Genomic DNA, 18,672 nt, shown 5'->3' on the forward strand with positions numbered 1-18,672 from the left:
CGACAGCAGCAGCATGGTTTCATCGATTACCGCTTCGACGTCAGTGTCGGCGAAGCCTTCGTGCCGCGGTTTGAACATGTCCAGCAGCTGGCGCACGATCCCGGCGATGCGATCGACCTCCTCGGTGACGATCTGCACGTGCTCGACGGATTGCCGCGCGCCGGTCAAATCGTCGTGGATCAGTTGCAGATAGTTCTTGATGATCCCCAGCGGGTTATTGACCTCGTGGGCCACACGCGCCGACAACTGGCCGAGTGCCGCCAATTTCTCCGCCTGCACTAACTGCAATTGGGCACGCCGAAGCTGCTCCAGCACCTCTTTCTCCGAATCAAACAAGCGCGCATTTTCGACCGCCACCGACAACTGGTTGGCCAGAATCGCGAGAAACTCCAGGTCGTCTTCGAAAAACTCCGTGCCGGAAATCTTGCGCGTCACCGACAAGAGTCCGCGCACCCGGTTCTGCAGCGACATCGGGATCAGATATTCGCACTCCAGTGCCCCGAGAATCTCAACTTCATTGCATTCGCCGAGGCGATCGCGTAGTTCGCGGTAGGAGATTGGTCGACTGTGGACCGATTGAAAGAGCCGCAGCACCGGGCTGTCTTCGGCGATCGTCATTTCGCGCGTCGGCTCGATCGGCAAACCCTTATGCTTGGAGAGATAGAGATTGTCATTTTCGTGGCTACGCACGATGAAGATGGCGGCACCGTTGACGCCCATCTGGCCGATGCAGGTCAGGATAATGCCGTCGAGCAGAGTTTCGGTATTCAACACCGAGTTCAGATGCTTCGAGATCTCAAAAATGGTGTAGAGATCGAAGATTTTACGCTTCAGCCGTTTGTTGGCCTCGGTCAGCTCCGCCAACTGGGTCGGCGGGTTTACGCGTTCGGGATCGGCGCCGGTCTGATTCGTCTGCTTAGCCATTCATTAAGGTTATATCGGCAACTGTCAGCGCAAGTTGCCCGCGGTCGCGCAGTTTGTGCAGGCGCTGGATCGCCGCGCCTACGGTATAGTGTGATCCGCAGATTAATACGATGTCAGTGGCGCCGGCTAATTGCAGGATTCGATCGACAGCATCGGCAACGGACAGTTTGACATCAAAGTCGATGCCGGCGCCGACCGCCGCCCAGATGACACCTTCGATCTCGGCGGCACGATGCGACTCCGGCCGGGTCAGGACCGCGCGGCGCGTGATGCGCGCGAGTATCTTCATGATCACATCGTGATCCGGCCGTTCCAGGAATCCACACAAGACCAGGGCTTTGCGACCGGGAAACGCCCGCTGAAACGTTCGCGTCAAGGCCCGCATGCCGTCGGCGTTATGCGCCACGTCGAGCACGATCGTCGGCCGGCGGCTGACGACTTGGAAGCGCGCCGGCCAGCGGCAGTGCTTCAGTCCCCGCCGAATCGCCGCATCCGAGATCTTCAGACCGCGGCGCCTCAGTTGCTCGATGGCCTTCAGGACGACGGCCAGATTCGCCAATTGATGCTCGCCCGGCAGGCTAAGCACGACGGGCGTGGGCGTATTACCGTTCAGCGCAATGCGGGCGAGCATGTCGCGGCCGCGATACTGAACCTCCGCAACCGCCGGACGCGCGCGCCACAGTCGCGTGCCGCGCTCCCGGCAGACGTCACGGAAATACCGGAGCAGTTCGGGGCGCCGCTCACCGGTGACGAGGGGAATGGCGGTCTTGATGATGCCGGCCTTTTCCCGCGCGATTTCGGTCAGCGACTTGCCCAGGATCTTGGTGTGGTCGTAGTCGATGTGCGTAATGATCGACACCTCCGGCAGCAGCACATTGGTCGCATCGAGGCGTCCACCCAGGCCGACCTCAATCACCGCGATCTCGACGCACTGCTTGCGAAAGTACCAGAGGGCCAGCGCCGTCGACAACTCGAAAAACGTAACGCGCGCGTCGCGGATGAACTGCTGTTGTTCGTCGACAAACTGCGCCAACGAGCGTTTGTCGATGTTGCCGCCCGAGGTCCGCACCCGCTCGCGAAAGTCCACCAGGTGCGGCGACGTGAAAACGCCGCACCGATAACCGGCGGCATCGAGAATCGCAAACAGCATCGAACTCACCGAGCCCTTACCATTGGTGCCGGCCACGTGTACGGTCTTGTACGAATTCTGCGGATCACCCAGGCGCGCGAGGAAGCGCGTAATATTGTCCAGTCCCATCTTGATCCCGAACAACTCGAGATTGAAGATGAATTTAATGGCGTCGTCGTAGCGCATAGCTTACGGCGTGAAGTAGTCGATCAGGAGCGAAACGGTGTGCCGCAGTTCGTGTCGGTGAACGATCTTGTCGAGAAACCCGTGATCGCGGAAGAACTCCGAAGTCTGGAAATTCTCCGGCAGCTTCTGGCCGATGGTCTGCTCGATCACCCGTCGCCCGGCAAATCCGAGCAAGGCGCCCGGTTCGGCAATAATCGCATCCCCCAAGGAGGCATAGCTGGCCATCACCCCGGCCGTGGTGGGGTTGGTCAGGATCGAGATAAACGGCGTTTTGGTCTCAGAGAGCCGCGCGAGTAGGCCGGATGTCTTCGCCATTTGCAGCAGCGATAGTATGCCTTCCTGCATGCGGGCACCGCCGGAACAGGAGACGATGACCAAGGGAATCTGCCGATTCAAAGCCCGTTCGATGGTGCGGGCAATCTTCTCGCCAACGACGCTGCCCATGCTGCCGCCGACAAAGGCAAAGTCCATGACGGCAAAGCTGATTTCGCGGCCGTCGATTTTGCCAATGCCGCTGATCACGGCGTCGTTACGGCCAGTCTTCTTGCGGGCTTCGGCAATGCGGTCGGGATAACGCTTCGAGTCCTTGAACTGCAGCGGGTCGAGCGAGACCAGTTCAGTATCGAGCTCGACGAAGCTGTCTTTATCCAGCATGATATCGATGTAGTCGGTCGAGCGAATCCGGAAGTGATAACTGCACTTGCGGCAGACCCAGAGATCCTTCTCCAGCTCGCGGACGTAGATGATTTCGCCGCAGGAATTGCATTTGGTCCAGAGGCCGTCGGGGATTTCCTTGCGCTCGGTTGGGGGTGGCGCCGGTTTACGTTTAAACCATTCCATTGTCACTTCGTTCCTATCCGCAGCATGGTGAATGAATCCTCCGGCGGTTTGGAGTAGAAGCCCTTACGGCGCGTCAAGACCTGGAATCCGTACTTTTCGTAGAACTTGATCGCCGGCTGATTCGAGACGCGGACATCCAGCACCATGCTGTCGATTGACCGCTGCCGCAACCGCTCCTCAAGTTCGTTCAGGATAGCCTGTCCGATCCCGCGCGAGCGGTAATCGCGATGCACCGCGACGTTGGCGATATATCCGTAATCTTCAAGCGCAATGCAACTCAAATATCCGACGCAGCGGCCCTGCAGGCGGGCGGCCAGCGTGATCACATGCTCGTTGGCGATATCGGCGGCGAAATTTTCGTGGTCCCAGGGATCGCTGAAGGCTTCCTGTTCAATCGCCATCACATCCGTTATATCGGTTGCGGTCAAGTCGACAATCTCCGGCTGCGAGCGGTCGCGGCGCATTTCCGGTTGCGACTTGAGGATGTAATTCACGTCCAGATTGACCGGATCCAATTCCGGCCATTGCGCTGCGCTGCGCGCGATCGCGAGCGCCATGGTGCCGCCCGACCAGGTGGCCGGTGTTTCTACACGCAGGGGCCGCTTCAAATGGGCCGCCGCGTCAGCTAATCGCGCCGCGCCGGCGCCGACAAAAACTTTGTCGCCAAACTCGCGGGCCGCTTCGGCTGCCGAGACTAATCGCAGATCGCGTTCGAAATCAGCCACGTAGTACTCGTCCCCGCGGCAGTGAATCGCCAAAACCGGTGCCTCCGGAACTGCGCCCCACACTTGCCGCGCCAGTTCGACATTGCTTACTGCGAGGATGCGCTTACGCCACGCCTGCGCCAAACCAAGCGCCGTGGCGACTCCTACACGAAGTCCGGTAAAGGAGCCGGGCCCGGTCAAAACCGCCAGCGCATCCAGGTCGGTCGGACTAATATCACCTTCTCGCAGAACGCTGTCAATAGCGATGACGATTCGTTCGGAGTGGTTGCGATCGACCACGCCATTGTATTCGGCGCGAATCCGGTCGCCATCGGCCAGACCGATCAGAAGGCGGTCACTGGAGGTGTCAATCGCCAGGACTTTCATATCCGTTTTCTTCGATCTTGATGCTTCGTTCCGTGGCGTCCGAGATCGCTATGCGAACAGCGTAGGCGCGTTCCGGCGTCAACGAGCCGCATTTCTCCGCCCATTCGATCAACGTAATTCCGCCGGCGTTGAGATACTCGTCCATTCCGAGGTCGAAGAGATCGGCCTCGCTCGCCAGTCGGTAGAGATCAATGTGGTAGATCATCGGGTTGGTCGGGTAGACGTTGATTAACGCAAACGTGGGCGACGAGACCGCGATGTCGGAGGCGAAGTGCCGGACCAGACTTCGGATGAAGGTCGTCTTGCCCGCACCCAACTCGCCATAGAACAGCACGGTGTCTCCCGCCTGCAGTCGAGCGGCAAACTGCTCGGCGACCGCCGCGGTCTCCGATTCCGATTTGGTGACAGTGTCCAACAGCAGCATCTACTTTTTGGGACGCAGTGTCGCCACCGGCACGATCATTTCTTCGAGAGTAATCCCGCCGTGCTGGAAGCTGTTCTGGAACTGGCGGTTGTACTCATTATAATTGGTCGGATAGACAAAATAGAAGTCTTCGGTCGCGATCAGAAAGGTCGTCGCGAGATTGAAGCGCGGCAGCCGGTAAGCATCGGGATTCTTGATCAGCAACGCCTCTTTGGGATCGCAATTGAGGTTGTCGCCGTACTTGTAGCGCAGATTCGTCGATGTGTCGCGCTTGCCGTAAGCGACCGTTCCGCGCGTACCCAGCACGGCGCCGTGGTCGGTCGTCAGGACACAAGTGGCGCCGATTTGCGCGACATACTTGATAATGTCAATCAGCGTCGAGTGATTGAACCAGGAAAGAATCAAAGAACGGAACGCCGCTTCGTCCGGCGCAATCTGCTGCAGCGCCCGCGACTGCGAGCGGCCATGAACCAGGATGTCGAGGAAATTGAATACGACGGCAATCAACGGGACGTTTTGATATGACGACAATTTCTTGACGAATCCTTCTTCCTCTTTCAGATCGCTCATCTTGAAGTACTTTGGCTCGCCACTGGCTTTGATCTTCAACCGCTTGCACTGTTCAATCAGTAACTCGTCTTCGAAACGGTTCAAACTGCGCTCGTCCGCTGTGCCGCCCTCCCAGATTTCCGGCTTCCGCTTTGCCAGATCGTCCGGAAACATGCCGGAAAAGATGGCGTTGCGTGCAAACGGCGTCGCCGTGGGCAGCACGGAAAAATAGTAGTCGAGCGTAATTTCGAGGTACTCGGAGATGATCGGGGCAATCACCATCCACTGATCCAACCGCATGCAGTCGACGACAATGAAAAAAGTCGGCTTCTTGTCATTGATTAGCGGCGCTACGAACGTCTTGAAGACATGCGGCGACATGACCGGTCCGCTTTCGGTCTTGACCCAGCGCGGATAGTTCTTGTCGACGTAGCGGAAGAATTCGGCGTTGAATTCCCGCTTCTGACTTTGGTGGCTCTGCTTGAGGCCCTCATCGTTGATCTTTTCGAACTCCACGTCCCACTGCGACAGCGTTTTATGGATTTCCACCCAGTCGGCCGGTTCCATCGGACCGTACAGCTTCGCGCGGAGTTGATTAAAGTTCTGCACGTAGCCGCGCGTCGCGGTGTCGGTCTGCAATTTCTTGGCGTCGAGGATCTTCTTCGCGACCGCCAGCACCTGCGACGGATTGACCGGCTTCACCAGATATTCGGCGATATTGCGCCCGATCGCCTGGTTCATCAAGTGCTCTTCTTCAGACTTGGTCACCATCACCACCGGAATGTGGGGCTTGATCTTCTTGATTTCCTCCAAGGTGGTCAGTCCGTCCATGCCGGGCATCATCTCGTCAAGCAGAATCAGGTCAAAGCTCGATTTGGCGACTTCCTGCAACGCATCTTCGCCGGAAGCTACCGGCGTGATCTTGAACCCCTTGCCTTCAAGGATAATTCGATGCGATTCGAGCAGATCAACCTCATCATCGACCCACAAGACCCGCTTCACATCGACGCTCATGTATGCTGTCCTTTCTCCGCTCCTTCCGGCCTCGCGGACTGCAGAGTAATCCGAAAGGTGGTACGTTCGTGCGGCACCGACTCGGTAAGTTCGATTCGCCCGCGGTGGTACTCCTGCACGATGCGGCGCGCCAGAGTCAGCCCCAACCCCCACCCCCTCTTCTTCGTTGTAAACCCGGTCTGAAAGATTTTTCCCTGATTTTTCGGCGGAATTCCCGGGCCGTTGTCGGTCACACTGATTGTCACCTGCCCCTTGTTGTCAACGTTTCCAGTGCGAATAGTGATTTCGCCGGTTTTCTGATCGCATGCCTGCATGCTGTTCTTGATCAGATTCTCCACCACCCAGGTAAAGAGCTCCGGGTTGACGCTGGCATAGATCTCTGCGGTCGGCTCGAACTTGATGCAGATGCCTTTCCCCTGATGCGGCAGGCGCTGGCAGTAATAGTCGACCACTTCTTGAACCAACGGGTTGATGGCATGCGGTGTGGTCTCCGGAACCGATCCGATCCGCCCGAAGCGATTCGCGACACGATCGAGGCGGCTGAGATCCACCCGCATCTTCTCAACCACCGTGCCGAGATCAGTGCCCGTTGCTCCGGCGTACTTGCCCTCGCGATGATCCGTCTCCAGCAGTTCGAGCCAACCCATCAGCGACGTCAACGGCGTGCCCAGCTGATGCGCCGTCTCCTTGGCCATGCCGACCCAGATATTGCGCTGCTCGGCGCGCTGGATATTGCGGAAGCCGACGAACCCGACGATCAAAAACACCGCCACGACCGCAATCTCGATCACCGGCATCAACTGCAATTGGCGCACCAGCGGCGGATAGTCGTAAAGGATATACTGAATCACCTGGCCGTGCCACGCCACGGGCGTTTCACGGCTGTCCGCCACCAGTTGATCGCGATATTCCTTGATTCGGGCCAGCGCCGCCGGCGTCGTATCGTTGTCGGCGATCCCGGGTATGCGCGCCCACAGCACCGGATTGCGATGGTGGTCGGTGACAATTATCGGAAAGTACGCCTTCTGAATGATCTCCTCGAAAATCACCGCATTGACGCGCGGCGAGGAATCCTCGGCCCCCGCCAGCTCCCATAACTTGGCCCACATCCGGACATCCCGCTTGATGTTCTCCTGGAGGCCGTTGATCAAGAACTGCGTGTAGATCATGAACAACGCCGCCACCGCAATGGTGCCGAAAAGGATGAAGGCCTTGAAAACACCCGGCAATGTAGTGTAGCCGGCCTGATTCCCGATCGACGAGCGGATCATCCGATGATCTCGAGCCCTCGCATGTATGGCCGCAGGACCTCCGGCACCACGATCTTGCCGTCGGCGGTTTGATACGATTCCATGATCGCGATCACCGTTCGCGGCAATGCCAGCCCGGAGCCGTTGAGCGTGTGCGGGAAGATCGGCTTTTCTCCTTCGGTCGGTCGGAAGCGCAGATTCATCCGCCGCGCCTGAAAATCACCGAAGTTTGAACAAGAGGACACTTCCAGGTACTTGCCGACCCCTGGCGCCCAAACTTCCAGATCATAGCACTTGGCTGCCGCAAAGGACAGGTCGCCCGAGGCCAACTCGCAAACCCGATAGTGTAGCCCCAGCAGTTGCAGCAGCGTCTCGGCGTGCGACGTCAAGACTTCCAGGTCGTTGAGTGATTCTTCTGGCCGCACGATCTGCACCATTTCGACCTTGTCAAACTGATGGACGCGAATCAAGCCGCGCGTATCCTTGCCGGCAGCGCCGGCCTCGCGGCGGAAACACGGCGTGTAGGCCACCAGTCGCTTCGGAACGTCTTTCGGACCCAGAATTTCGTTGGCATAAATATTCGTAACCGGCACCTCGGCCGTCGGCACCAGCCACAGCGATTTGTCCGCCAGCTGGTACATGTCCTCCGCCATCTTCGGCAACTGGCCGGTACCGGTCATTGTCTGCGTGTTGACCATGAACGGAGGAAAGACCTCGGAATAGCCGTGTCTGGTGACATGCGTATCGATGAAGAAGTTGATCAGTGCTCGCTCTAACTGGGCGCCGGCGTGGGTATATAGAATGAAACCCGATCCCGAGATCTTTGAACCACGCTCAAGATCGAACATGCCCAGCTTGGCGCCAAGGTCCCAGTGCGCTTGCGGCGCGAAGTCAAATTGCTTCGGTTCGCCCCACGAACGCCGAATGACGTTGCCCGATTCATCGAGTCCGATCGGCGTCGACACATCGGGCAGATTCGGCACCCACATCAATTGGCTATTCAGTTCGTCTTCGACGCTGCGCAGCTTCTCCTCGTCAGCGGCAATCTGGTCGCCGACGGCCTTCATGGCCGCGATCTGCTCGGAGGCATCCTGCTTGTTCTTTTTCATCACGGCGATTTCGCCGGTGACCTTGTTGCGCTTCTCGCGCAGCGCTTCGAGCGCCGTCAACAATTCCCGGCGCCGCCGGTCGCTGTCGAGGATTTGGTCGATATCAACCTTGCTGTTTTTATTAGCTACACCGCGTTTCACCAGGTCGGTGTTCTCGCGGATGAACTTGAGATCGAGCATTCTGCTTTCCTTTAGTTGGACGATTAAACCTGAATGGCCGCGGACTGGTAAACCGGGACGATCTCGCGAAAGATCTGGATGATCTGGGCGCGATCCTGGGCACGCACGGCCGCTTCGAGCCGCCGCAACTCAGTCTGAATTGTCTCCCAGTCGAATTCGGTCGCGCGCGCCACCAGGATATTTTCATGCTCCGAGGAGGTTAAGCCTTCCTCTTCGAACAGCTCTTCGTTCAATTTCTCGCCGGGCCGCAGGCCGGTAAAGGCGATGGCGATATCCTCGTCGGGGACAGCCCCCGAGAGCGTAATCATCGCCTTGGCCAAGTCGAGAATCTTCACCGGCTCGCCCATGTTCAAGACCAAAATGTCGCCGGAGCGGCCGATGGTCGCCGCCTGCATGACCAGGAGCGATGCTTCTTTGATTGTCATGAAATAGCGCGTCATGTCGGGATGCGTCACCGTTACCGGTCCGCCGTGTTCGATCTGGCGGCGGAAGATCGGCACCACCGAGCCATCCGAACCCAGGACATTGCCGAAACGCACCGTGAGGAACGACACCTGCGAGCGCCGGGCAAAGCACTGCACCAGAATCTCGGCGATGCGCTTGCTGGCGCCCATGACACTCGACGGCCGCACTGCCTTGTCGGTGGAGATCATGACGAACGCACCAGTGTCGTGCTTGTCGGCCAGTTGAATTAGTCCGCGCGTGCCAAATATGTTGTTCCGGGCAGCCTCTTCGGGGAACTGTTCCATCAGCGGCACCTGCTTGTAGGCGGCAGCATGGAAGACGACGTGCGGTCGGAGCTGCTCGAAGAGCCGTTCCATCTTGCCCAGATCGTTGATGTCACCGACGTGCGGCTCCATCACTTCGCTGCCGCTCTGCTGAAATTCCAGCATCATCTCGTAGAGTCGATTTTCAGCCCGATCGATGATGGCGAGCCGCTCCGGGTGGAATCGCATCACCTGTCGGCAAATCTCCGACCCGATGGAACCGGCGCCGCCGGTAACCAGTATCCGCTTGCCCTCGATAAACCGGGCCAGCCGCTGGGAATCGAGCCGCACCGGCGTCCGGCCCAGCAGATCTTCGACGCTGATGTTACGCACCTGACTGAGCGCCACCTGGCCGCCGATGATCTCGCGCAACGGTGGCAGCGACTTGAAGCTCAAATGTGCGCGCCGGCAGGCATCAATCAGACTCCGCATCTGCTTGCCGGTGGCCGACGGGATGGCAATGATCGCGTCGGTGACCTTGTAGCGGGCAGCCAGACGCTCCAAGTCTTCGCTGCCGCCCAGGACCGTGACGCCGTGCAGGCGCATGCCGTGCTTGTTCGGATCGTCGTCGATAATGCCGACCGGTTTGAAACCCATCGGTGTTTTCCGCAGCTCGCGCAAGACCATTTCTCCCGCCGAGCCGGCGCCGATCACCAAGGTGCGGCGACCCGGCAAAAGCACCTGCGGCATCAACTCGCGCGCCGCGCGCAGCAGAAAGCGCGAACCGCCGAGCAAAATCACCTGCAGCAGCCAATCGATGATGAACACGCCGCGCGGGACTTCGCCGTACCCAAAGAAGTAGGTCGGGATCGCAATCAGGATGCTGCCGGCGGACACGGCCTTGAGAATCTGCGTCAGATCGTTGATCGATGCATAGCGATAATAACCGGAGTAAAGCCGGAAATACAGCAACATGCTGAAGCGCAGAATGATCACGACCGGCATGCTAGATCGAAGACTGGCGAGAACCTGCGGCTGCAGCGACCCCTCGAAACGAATCAGAAACGCGAGGTAATACCCCCCCGAGATGATCAGAATGTCCAGCGCTACGATCAGGAGCCGGCGCGGAATCAGAAGCGGCGAAACGATCTGCTCGGCGTTTTCGCTCATTGCTCCCGAAGGCGAACGAAACAGCAGCAGCCGATTCAAGCTGAGCGTCAGAATGAGCGAGATCCAGTAGGTGAAGATCAGGATTTTCGAGGTCGAGAAGAAGGAGTTGGGATCGGCAGAATCAACCGTAACGAAGATCAGCAGCACCACGCCCAGCGATACGACATTGAAGATGCGGAGAAACTCGCCGTAGAGCCCCTGGGGGAAAAACTTCCGCAGCAGTCGCGACAGCCACAGGAGACCGAGCCAATAGATCGTGACCACCAGGTTGGGCAGGCCGTAGAAGTATCCGAGGGTCTCCCCTAACGACTCGCGCACTTCGCGCAGGTTGTGAAAGAGCAAGACCGCCAGGAAGAAACACAGTTGGATCGCAACGAGGTCGGCCGCGACCAACACGGCTTCGCGGCGGACTTTCGCCATCTGCTCGGACTTGTCACCCTGCATATCTATTCATTTTACCGAGGGCTGTAATTCCAGTCAATGCCAATTTCGGCGCCGCTTCCGGCCCGTACCTACCGCGCCGCCGCCGCCAGTTTGCGGGCGATGCGCGAGGCAGCTCCGGTCCGACAGAACGTGCGATTGGAGAAGGAAAATCGATGCCCGGTCAGAGTCTTCCGAAGCTTCTCCGGGTCGAAACCGACGACCACACTGCCGCCGGAGCGAACGATCTCGACCCATTCGGTGACTTCGCGCAGGAGCGCCGTCGGTCGGCGCAGGAAGTACGCCTCCCGCTGTAGACCGCCGGAATCGGTCAACAACATCCGACAGCCGCGGATCAATGCCAGCATCTGTCGATAGCCGACCGGCTCCACCAGCCGCACGGACTTGCTCTGTCGCAACCGGCCCAACAGCTTGAACGAGCGCAGTCGTTCTCTGGTGCGCGGATGGACCGGAAAGATCGTCGGCGCCGGAAGTGCAGACAACATCTCCACCAAAGTTGTCAGTTTCACGCGATCATCAACGCTGTCAGCACGGTGCAGAGTGACGACGTAGTAGGACTGCGGTGTCAACTTCAGCTTTTCCAGAATCGCGCTGGTTTCACGCGCTCCCGGCAAAGTGTCAGTGAGGACGTCATACAAGAGGTCGCCGGTCAAACTCACGCCGGTTGCGATCCCTTCGGTCTTCAGATTGGCGACGGCCTGCGGCGTCGGGCAGTACAGATGTCGCGCCACGTGGTCGGTGACGAGACGGTTGAGTTCTTCCGGCGTGTCCAAGTCAAAGCAGCGCAACCCGGCCTCGATGTGTGCCAGCGGCAGGTGTAATTGTGCGGCGGCCAGCGCTCCCCCCAGCGTGCTGTTGGTATCGCCGATGACGACGACCAAGTCGGGACGGAGTCGGCGTAACTCAACGGCACAGCGCTCGAGAATGCGCGCCGTCATCTCCGCAGCATCAGCCGATCCGACATCAAGATTGGCCGCCGGCTTGGGCAACTCAAGTTCGCGAAAAAACACCCCCGCCATTTGATAGTCGTAGTGCTGGCCGGTATTGATGATGCGATGATCGAGGCCCAGCGGCGCCAGCGCGCGCTGGAGCGGCGCCAGCTTGATGTACTGCGGCCGCGCACCAACGATCGTGACGATCCGCGCTCTACGAGACAAGTTTGAGGACCGTCGCGGCGACATAGTCTCGTTCCGCCTCGCTCAATTGCGGGTAGATCGGCAAGGAAATGACCTGTCGGGCACAGCGCTCGGCAACGGGCAAGTCCCCCGCACGATAGCCAAGGTGCTGAAAACACACCTGCAGGTGCAGTGGTAAGGGGTAGTAGATTTCATAGCCGATGCCGGCCGCTCGGAGTTGATCCCGCAGACCGTCGCGATTGTCGATCAGAATCGAATACTGGTTGTAGATGTGGTACGCGTACGGTTGCTCGGCCGGCGTCTGCACGCGGGAGCCGGCAAACCGCTCGTTGTAGTAGGCCGCATTGGCCCGCCGCGCCCGTGACCATCCGTCCAGGTGCGGCAATTTGACCAGCAGGACCGCGGCGTGAATTGTGTCGAGCCGTGAGTTGTAACCGACGATGTCGTGATAGTACTTCACCTTGGCGCCGTGTGCCTTGAGACTGCGCAGCCTCGCCGCCAACTCGTCAGAATTTGTCGCCACCAGTCCGCCGTCGCCCGCACAACCGAGATTCTTGGTTGGATAGAACGAATAGATGCCGATGTCACCGATCGTTCCCGACATTTGGCCCTTGTACTTCGACGACAGGGACTGGGCTGCGTCTTCAATAACAGCGACCTGATGGCGTTTGCCGATCGCGATAATCGGATCGAGATCGGCGCTCTGCCCAAACAGGTGCACGGGAATAATCGCCTTCGTCTTGGCGGTGATTTTCGCTTCGATTTGAGCCGGATCGATATTGAACGTGCTCTCATCGATATCGACAAAGACCGGGGTTGCCCCGAGATTCGCCACGGCCCCTGCAGTCGCGAAAAACGAGAAAGTCGTCGTGATCACCTCGGTCCCGGGACCGACCCCGACCGCGCGTAACGCCAGCAACAACGCGTCCGTGCCGGAGGCCACTCCGATCGCATGCCGCACACCGAGGTACGCAGCCACCTGCTCTTCGAAGCGCTTGACCTGCGGGCCGTTGATGAAATGCGTCGCGGCCATGACTTCGAGCACGGCGCGGTCCAATTCCGAGCGCAGTGCCTCGTACTCGCGGCGCAAATCCAGAAGTGGAACTTCCAAAGACTGTATCCTTTGTGACTTATTGATTCTCGAGCAGCTGCTCCGGCGGCACGCGTTTCAGCGGCTTTGCCGGCGAGCCCATCACGATCATCTGGTCCGGTGCATCCTTGGTCAGCACCGCACCGGCCGCCACCAACGCATCTTCGCCGACAACCTTCCCCGGCAAGATGGTCGCATTCAACCCGACGCGGCCGCCGCGCTTGACGGTTATACCTTTGAAATATTTGAAGCGTTCCTTGGTGCGTCCGACGAAGTTGTCGTTGGAAGTTGCCACGCACGGCGCCATGAACACGCGATCCGCCAGCTCGGAGTAGGCCGTCAGATAGACGTTCGTCTCGAGTTTGCAGTACGCGCCGACTTTGCAGAAATTTTCGATTGCTACGCCGCGGCCGACGATCGTGAAGTCGCCAATCGTTACATTTTCCCGTACTGTCGCCTGGTCGGCGATCAGCACTTTCTTGCCGATCGTCGCGCCGGCGTAGATCACAACATTACTGCCGACGATGCAGTCGTCCCCGATCGTCGTCGGCGGCAGTTCCTGCTCTTTGGTCACCGCCGAGTTCGCCGCCCGCATTGGCTGCTTGCCGATCGAAGCGCCGTCGTCAATCCGCACATTGGCGCCGATCATGGTACCGGCGTAGACAACGACATTTGCGCCCAGCACTGAGCCGGAACCGATGGTCACCTGCTCGCCGATTACGCAGAAATGGCCCAGGCGAACGCTGGGATCGATGCGGGCCGATGCGGCCACAATTTGACTATTCATTCGTTTCCTCTGCGAGGGTAAGCTTCAATTAACCGCCTGGTCAACAACGATGTAGATCGTCGCGATGTTCGCCAGGAAGAACCCGGTGTCTTTCAGGAACTGCCAGACGTTGATGCCCTTCTTTTGTGGCACCATGATCCGGTCGCCCATCGCCACGCGCGTATTACTCTCCGACTTGACGACCGCGCCGGTATTGGCCTTGATAATGCGAATGTCGCCACGATTTGCCTTGTAGCCGTAGCCGCCGGCGGCCTTGATGTAGTAGTCGACCGTGGCATCCTCTTTGTACGGCACCAGCCCCGGATTGACCACACGGCCCATCACCGTCACGGCAAAACTTTTAGCCGGGATGCGCACGAAATCGCCGTCTACCAGCGGAATGTCCAGCTCGCTCCGCCCCCCGCTCAGCAGTTGTTCAAAATCAACAGCAACCTTACCGGTCTTTTCCGAGGAAATCTCTTTGAGGTACTGCAATTCAAATTCCGACAACTTGTCGGTTGACAACTGGAGAAGCTGTTCGAAGCTCGTCTTCTGGGTCGAAATGAACTGCGGTTTCCGGAACATCTCCGCTTCGGACAATGACGCCTTATCCAGGATGCCGCCGGCTTTCTGCAGAAGCTGCAAGAGCGTCTCACAGCCGGGTTGAATCGGGTAGACGCCCGGATACTTGACCTCCCCGGCCAGCACGACCTGCTCCTTGCGGCGATAGCCGGCGATTGCGCGTACGAATAGCCGGTCGTCCGGCGCCAACTCCAGGTTGCCGGCGGAGCTCGGATTTTCGAGTATCGTCGCCAAGTCAACCTTGATCGAGTTTTTGCCGCGACCCTCGGGACTGAAACGAATCAACTCCGCCGTCTCGCGGTCGGCGTCCGCCGATAGCCCGAAACCCAGCTCGACCAAATCAGAGATGCGGTCGCCGTGGCGATACTCGAATACTCCCGGCGCGTTGACGGCGCCATAGACCTCGATCTTGTCAAAGGTATCCGAAACGACGGGCACAAAGACAACGTGGCCCTCATTTAGATAGGGATTGGCAGCGACGGCACCGGTCGCATAGAAGCGCGCGATATCCGCTCGGGTCGTGTCCGAATCCTTGATCAACTTGATATTGCGTTGCGATGCCTTGACCTGCAATCCGCCCGCCTTCTGAATCGCCTCGGTTACGCGGTCAGCTCCTGAAACGACAACGACGCCAGGCTCGGCTACCGCTCCGGTAACGCTAACCTTGAATGATCGCACCGCTGCCAGATGCACGTCGAGCGAGCGATCGCGAACACGGCCGGCCACGGCGGCGCGAATACGTTCTTTCGCCTCTTTGAGTGCGATCTGCCCAAGTGTCACCACCCCTACCTGTGGGATTGCCACCACGCCTTCCGGCAGAACTTCCACCCGTAACGGTTCAGTCGAGACACCGTAGAACTGGATGATGAACACATCGCCGGGCCCGACGATATACAGATTCTCATCCACGGCTTTGTCCAGCAGCTGTTCGGCTCTGACCTCTGCCTGCCGCTCTTCCATTGGCGGCTTCTCTTCCTCCGGTTTCGGTTTCAACGCCGGGTAGTCCAGGGCAGATGCCGGTACAGCTGCCAACACGAGGCCAAACAGGATCAGCAGCTTAAAGAATGTACTTGCGGAGGTCTTCATCTTCGATGATTTCCTTCAATGTACTCTGCACCCGCGACTTGGTAATCTTCATCTTACCGACTTTCTCATCGGGAACGTTGAACATGATATCTTCCAATAGATTGGACATCAGCGTATGCAGCCGCCGGGCGCCGATGTTCTCCGAAGACTCGTTCAGCAGCGCCGCCAGATGCGCGATTTCCTCGACTGCCGCTGAATCGAACGTGATGTTCACGCCTTCAGTCTCCATCAACGCCGTGTACTGCTTCAGCAGTGCATTCTTCGGCTCGCGCAAGATGCGCACAAATTCCTTCTCCGTCAGCGGATCAAGCTCGACGCGGATCGGAAATCGCCCCTGCAATTCCGGAATCAGGTCGGACGGCTTGCTCGAATGAAAAGCCCCCGCAGCGATGAACAAGACGTGGTCCGTCTTGACCATGCCATATTTCGTCGACACGCTCGAACCTTCGACGATCGGCAGAATGTCGCGCTGCACCCCTTCGCGGGAAACATCTGGACCGGAAGCCGGTCCTTCGGCGCCAGCGATCTTGTCGATCTCGTCGATGAAGACAATCCCGGAATTCTCGACGCGCTGCAAAGCTTCGGTGACAACTTCATCCATGTCGACGAGTTTGGCAGCCTCCTCTTCCTTAAGATACTTCTTCGCCTCGGCCACCGTGAGCTTGCGGATCTTCTTCTTCTTGGGCATGATCCCGGAGAACATCTCCTGGAAATTGACGCCCAATTCCTCCATCCCTTGCGGCGTGAAGATCTCGACGACCGGATAGCGGTTGGCGGGAATCTCGATGTCGATGGCGCGCGTGTCGAGAAAGCCTTCGTGCAGTTGGCGCCGCAGCTTCTCCAGCGTCCGTTGGTACTTCTCTTCGATGAGCGGATCTTCCGCGGTTTCGGCGTTGCGCGGCTGCCGGCGACGCGGCAAAAGCAATTCAAGGATTCGTTCCTCCGCCATTTCCTCAGCCTTGGCTTGCACCGATTCCGACTTTTCCTTCCGCACCATCTGCACGGCCAGCTCGACCAGATCGCGAATCATTGATTCCACGTCGCGACCGACATAGCCGACCTCCGTAAATTTCGAGGCCTCGACTTTGACGAATGGCGCGCCGGCGAGATTGGCCAGCCGCCGGGCGATCTCTGTCTTGCCGACGCCGGTCGGACCGATCAAGATGATGTTGTTCGGCATGATCTCTTGACGGATCTCATCCGTCACGGCCTGCCGCCGCCAGCGATTGCGCAATGCAATCGCGACCATCTTCTTGGCTTTGTCTTGTCCGATGATGTATTTATCGAGCTCCTCGACGATCTGTCGGGGGGTCAGATGCTTGTCCAATGCTCCTCCGCGGTCACGTACATACGAGAGCGGGTTAGTATAACGCCGCTGATCTGCGAAATCAAACCTATTTTAGGCTCTCGATCGTGATGAACTTGTTGCTGTAGATGCAGATATCCCCTGAGATCTCCAGTGCCCGCTTGACGATCTGCTCGGCTGAAAGTTTGGTTTCTGCCACCATGGCGCGGCAGGCCGCCAGGGCAAACGGACCGCCGGAGCCGATGGCGATGATGCCGTCGTCGGGCTCCACCACATCGCCAGAGCCGGAAATCACGAGCGCATGCTCCTTGTCGAGCACACCCAGGAGTGCTTCCAGTTGACGCAGGTATTTGTCGCGTCGCCAATCCTTGGCCAATTCGACCGCGGCCCGTGGCAGGTTGTCGGAGAACTCCTCCAACTTTGCCTCGAAGCGCTCAAACAAAGTAAAAGCGTCGGCCGATGAGCCGGCAAAACCTGCCAGAATGGTGCCACCGGCCAGCGTTCGGATCTTCTTCGCCGTTGCTTTGACGATGGTGTCACCCAGCGTGACTTGGCCGTCACCGCCGATTGCCACGTGCCCCTTATGTCGCAGTCCCAGTATCGTTGTAGCGTGAAACACTGATTCTCCTCGTCTTAATCGCAGCCATCGCGCAAAACGCCAGGGCGTTGCCCTAATAAGTGCGAATTGGCGGGGGAAATCCAGCAAGATATTGACCGACTACGGTCGCCGCTTGGACTGCTTGGCCGCACGCGGGTGCGCCTGCAAGTACTCTCTGTTGAGCCCGGCCGTCGAGACGTGGGTGTAGATTTGCGTCGTGGCAATCGAGGCATGGCCCAGCAGTTCGGAAATTGCCAGCAGATCGGCGCCATTGTCCAGCATGTGCGTTGCGAACGAATGCCGTAGTTTGTGCGGAGAAACACGGTTGCCTTCTCGCAATTGCCGCGTGTACTTCTCGACGACGCGGGCAATTGAACGAGCGGTAATCGGTTGACCGAAGCGATTCACGAAGAGTCGCGGTAGTCCCTTGCCGAAGGCCTGATCGCGTGCCGCCACATAGTCTTTCAGTCGCTGACCGGCGATGGCGCCAAACGGCATCAGGCGCATCTTCTTCCGCTTGCCCAGAACCCGCAGCAACTGCGCGTTCCAGTCGATCGCCGCATCCGTCAGTTCAGTCAGCTCCGCCAGTCGTAGACCACACTGATAGAACAGCTCCAGAACGGCCCGGTCGCGACGGGCCTGCCAGCCGTCACCCGCCGGCAGATCCATCAATTGCGCCGCCTCCGCCTCCGACAAATACACCGGCAACGATTTCTCGACCTTGAATCCGCGTAGCTCCAGCTCAGCGCTCTCCTTCAGGTGTCCTTCGCGCAAGAGATATGACAGATACTTGCGAATGGCCGAGAGCTTGCGCACGATGGTGCGATTCTTCTTCTGTTCCGCTTTAAGGTGATAAAGATAGGTTCGTACGACCGGATAGAACGACCGCATCAGCTTGTCCTCTTCAATCGACTGCCGGTTAAGGAACTGCACGAATTGTTCGAGGTCGCTGCGATAGGCGCGCACGGTATGCGGCGAGTACTTCCGCACTTCGCCCAAATACTTCGTGTAACGCCGGATATTGTCAGCCAACACGCCGGGCATACGCAAGAATGTCAGGAATTCAACGGCAGGCCGCAACGCCGTTTCGGCGA

The 18,672-nt window shown here is 58.6% G+C and carries 16 protein-coding genes; all 16 read right to left on the reverse strand.

From position 1 onward, the window contains the following. A partial coding sequence (locus IT585_13300) for a hypothetical protein (GenBank protein ID MCC6964223.1) occupies positions 1 to 924 on the reverse strand: 924 nt, incomplete at its 3' end. Then, positions 917 to 2,239, reverse strand: a complete 1,323-nt coding sequence (locus IT585_13305) for a bifunctional folylpolyglutamate synthase/dihydrofolate synthase (protein ID MCC6964224.1) — start codon at positions 2,237 to 2,239, stop codon at positions 917 to 919. The genes IT585_13300 and IT585_13305, both read right to left, overlap by 8 nt. 3 nt (positions 2,240 to 2,242) lie before the next feature. Next, a complete protein-coding gene (locus IT585_13310; GenBank protein ID MCC6964225.1) occupies positions 2,243 to 3,079 on the reverse strand; it encodes an acetyl-CoA carboxylase carboxyltransferase subunit beta in 837 nt (278 codons plus the stop codon). Between the two features lie 2 nt (positions 3,080 to 3,081). Continuing rightward, a complete protein-coding gene (gene tsaB, locus IT585_13315) occupies positions 3,082 to 4,170 on the reverse strand; it encodes a tRNA (adenosine(37)-N6)-threonylcarbamoyltransferase complex dimerization subunit type 1 TsaB (GenBank protein ID MCC6964226.1) in 1,089 nt (362 codons plus the stop codon). Further along, the gene (gene tsaE / locus IT585_13320) at positions 4,151 to 4,585 is read right to left on the reverse strand and encodes a tRNA (adenosine(37)-N6)-threonylcarbamoyltransferase complex ATPase subunit type 1 TsaE (GenBank protein ID MCC6964227.1); all 435 of its coding nucleotides are present in this window, start codon (positions 4,583 to 4,585) and stop codon (positions 4,151 to 4,153) included. Before tsaE ends, tsaB begins: the two co-directional genes overlap by 20 nt. Positions 4,586 to 4,594: 9 nt before the next feature. Further along, positions 4,595 to 6,157, reverse strand: a complete 1,563-nt coding sequence (locus tag IT585_13325; GenBank protein ID MCC6964228.1) for a bifunctional response regulator/alkaline phosphatase family protein — start codon at positions 6,155 to 6,157, stop codon at positions 4,595 to 4,597. Further along, positions 6,154 to 7,428, reverse strand: coding sequence for a HAMP domain-containing histidine kinase (locus IT585_13330; GenBank protein MCC6964229.1), 1,275 nt, complete (start codon positions 7,426 to 7,428; stop codon positions 6,154 to 6,156). Before IT585_13330 ends, IT585_13325 begins: the two co-directional genes overlap by 4 nt. Beyond that, positions 7,425 to 8,696, reverse strand: coding sequence for a serine--tRNA ligase (gene serS / locus IT585_13335; GenBank protein ID MCC6964230.1), 1,272 nt, complete (start codon positions 8,694 to 8,696; stop codon positions 7,425 to 7,427). Before serS ends, IT585_13330 begins: the two co-directional genes overlap by 4 nt. Positions 8,697 to 8,719: 23 nt before the next feature. Next, a complete protein-coding gene (locus IT585_13340; GenBank protein ID MCC6964231.1) occupies positions 8,720 to 11,017 on the reverse strand; it encodes a polysaccharide biosynthesis protein in 2,298 nt (765 codons plus the stop codon). 68 nt (positions 11,018 to 11,085) lie between these two features. Continuing rightward, positions 11,086 to 12,171 carry a UDP-N-acetylglucosamine 2-epimerase (non-hydrolyzing) gene (gene wecB, locus IT585_13345; protein ID MCC6964232.1) on the reverse strand — a complete coding sequence of 362 codons (1,086 nt, stop codon included), beginning with the start codon at positions 12,169 to 12,171 and terminating at the stop codon, positions 11,086 to 11,088. After that, positions 12,161 to 13,261 carry a DegT/DnrJ/EryC1/StrS family aminotransferase gene (locus IT585_13350; GenBank protein MCC6964233.1) on the reverse strand — a complete coding sequence of 367 codons (1,101 nt, stop codon included), beginning with the start codon at positions 13,259 to 13,261 and terminating at the stop codon, positions 12,161 to 12,163. Before IT585_13350 ends, wecB begins: the two co-directional genes overlap by 11 nt. A 19-nt stretch (positions 13,262 to 13,280) precedes the next feature. Further along, positions 13,281 to 14,027, reverse strand: coding sequence for an N-acetyltransferase (locus IT585_13355; GenBank protein ID MCC6964234.1), 747 nt, complete (start codon positions 14,025 to 14,027; stop codon positions 13,281 to 13,283). 24 nt (positions 14,028 to 14,051) lie between these two features. After that, entirely contained in the window at positions 14,052 to 15,674 is a 1,623-nt protein-coding gene (locus IT585_13360) for an SLBB domain-containing protein (GenBank protein ID MCC6964235.1), read from the reverse strand. Further along, entirely contained in the window at positions 15,646 to 17,001 is a 1,356-nt protein-coding gene (hslU, locus tag IT585_13365; GenBank protein MCC6964236.1) for an ATP-dependent protease ATPase subunit HslU, read from the reverse strand. Before hslU ends, IT585_13360 begins: the two co-directional genes overlap by 29 nt. A gap of 67 nt (positions 17,002 to 17,068) precedes the next feature. After that, the gene (gene hslV / locus IT585_13370; GenBank protein MCC6964237.1) at positions 17,069 to 17,599 is read right to left on the reverse strand and encodes an ATP-dependent protease subunit HslV; all 531 of its coding nucleotides are present in this window, start codon (positions 17,597 to 17,599) and stop codon (positions 17,069 to 17,071) included. A gap of 99 nt (positions 17,600 to 17,698) precedes the next feature. Then, positions 17,699 to 18,658: a tyrosine recombinase XerC gene (locus IT585_13375; GenBank protein MCC6964238.1), complete on the reverse strand. Its 960-nt coding sequence runs from the start codon at positions 18,656 to 18,658 to the stop codon at positions 17,699 to 17,701. Positions 18,659 to 18,672: the final 14 nt, after the last annotated feature.

This window comes from Candidatus Zixiibacteriota bacterium (genome assembly GCA_020853795.1).
Classification (GTDB): Bacteria; Zixibacteria; MSB-5A5; order CAIYYT01; family CAIYYT01; genus JADJGC01.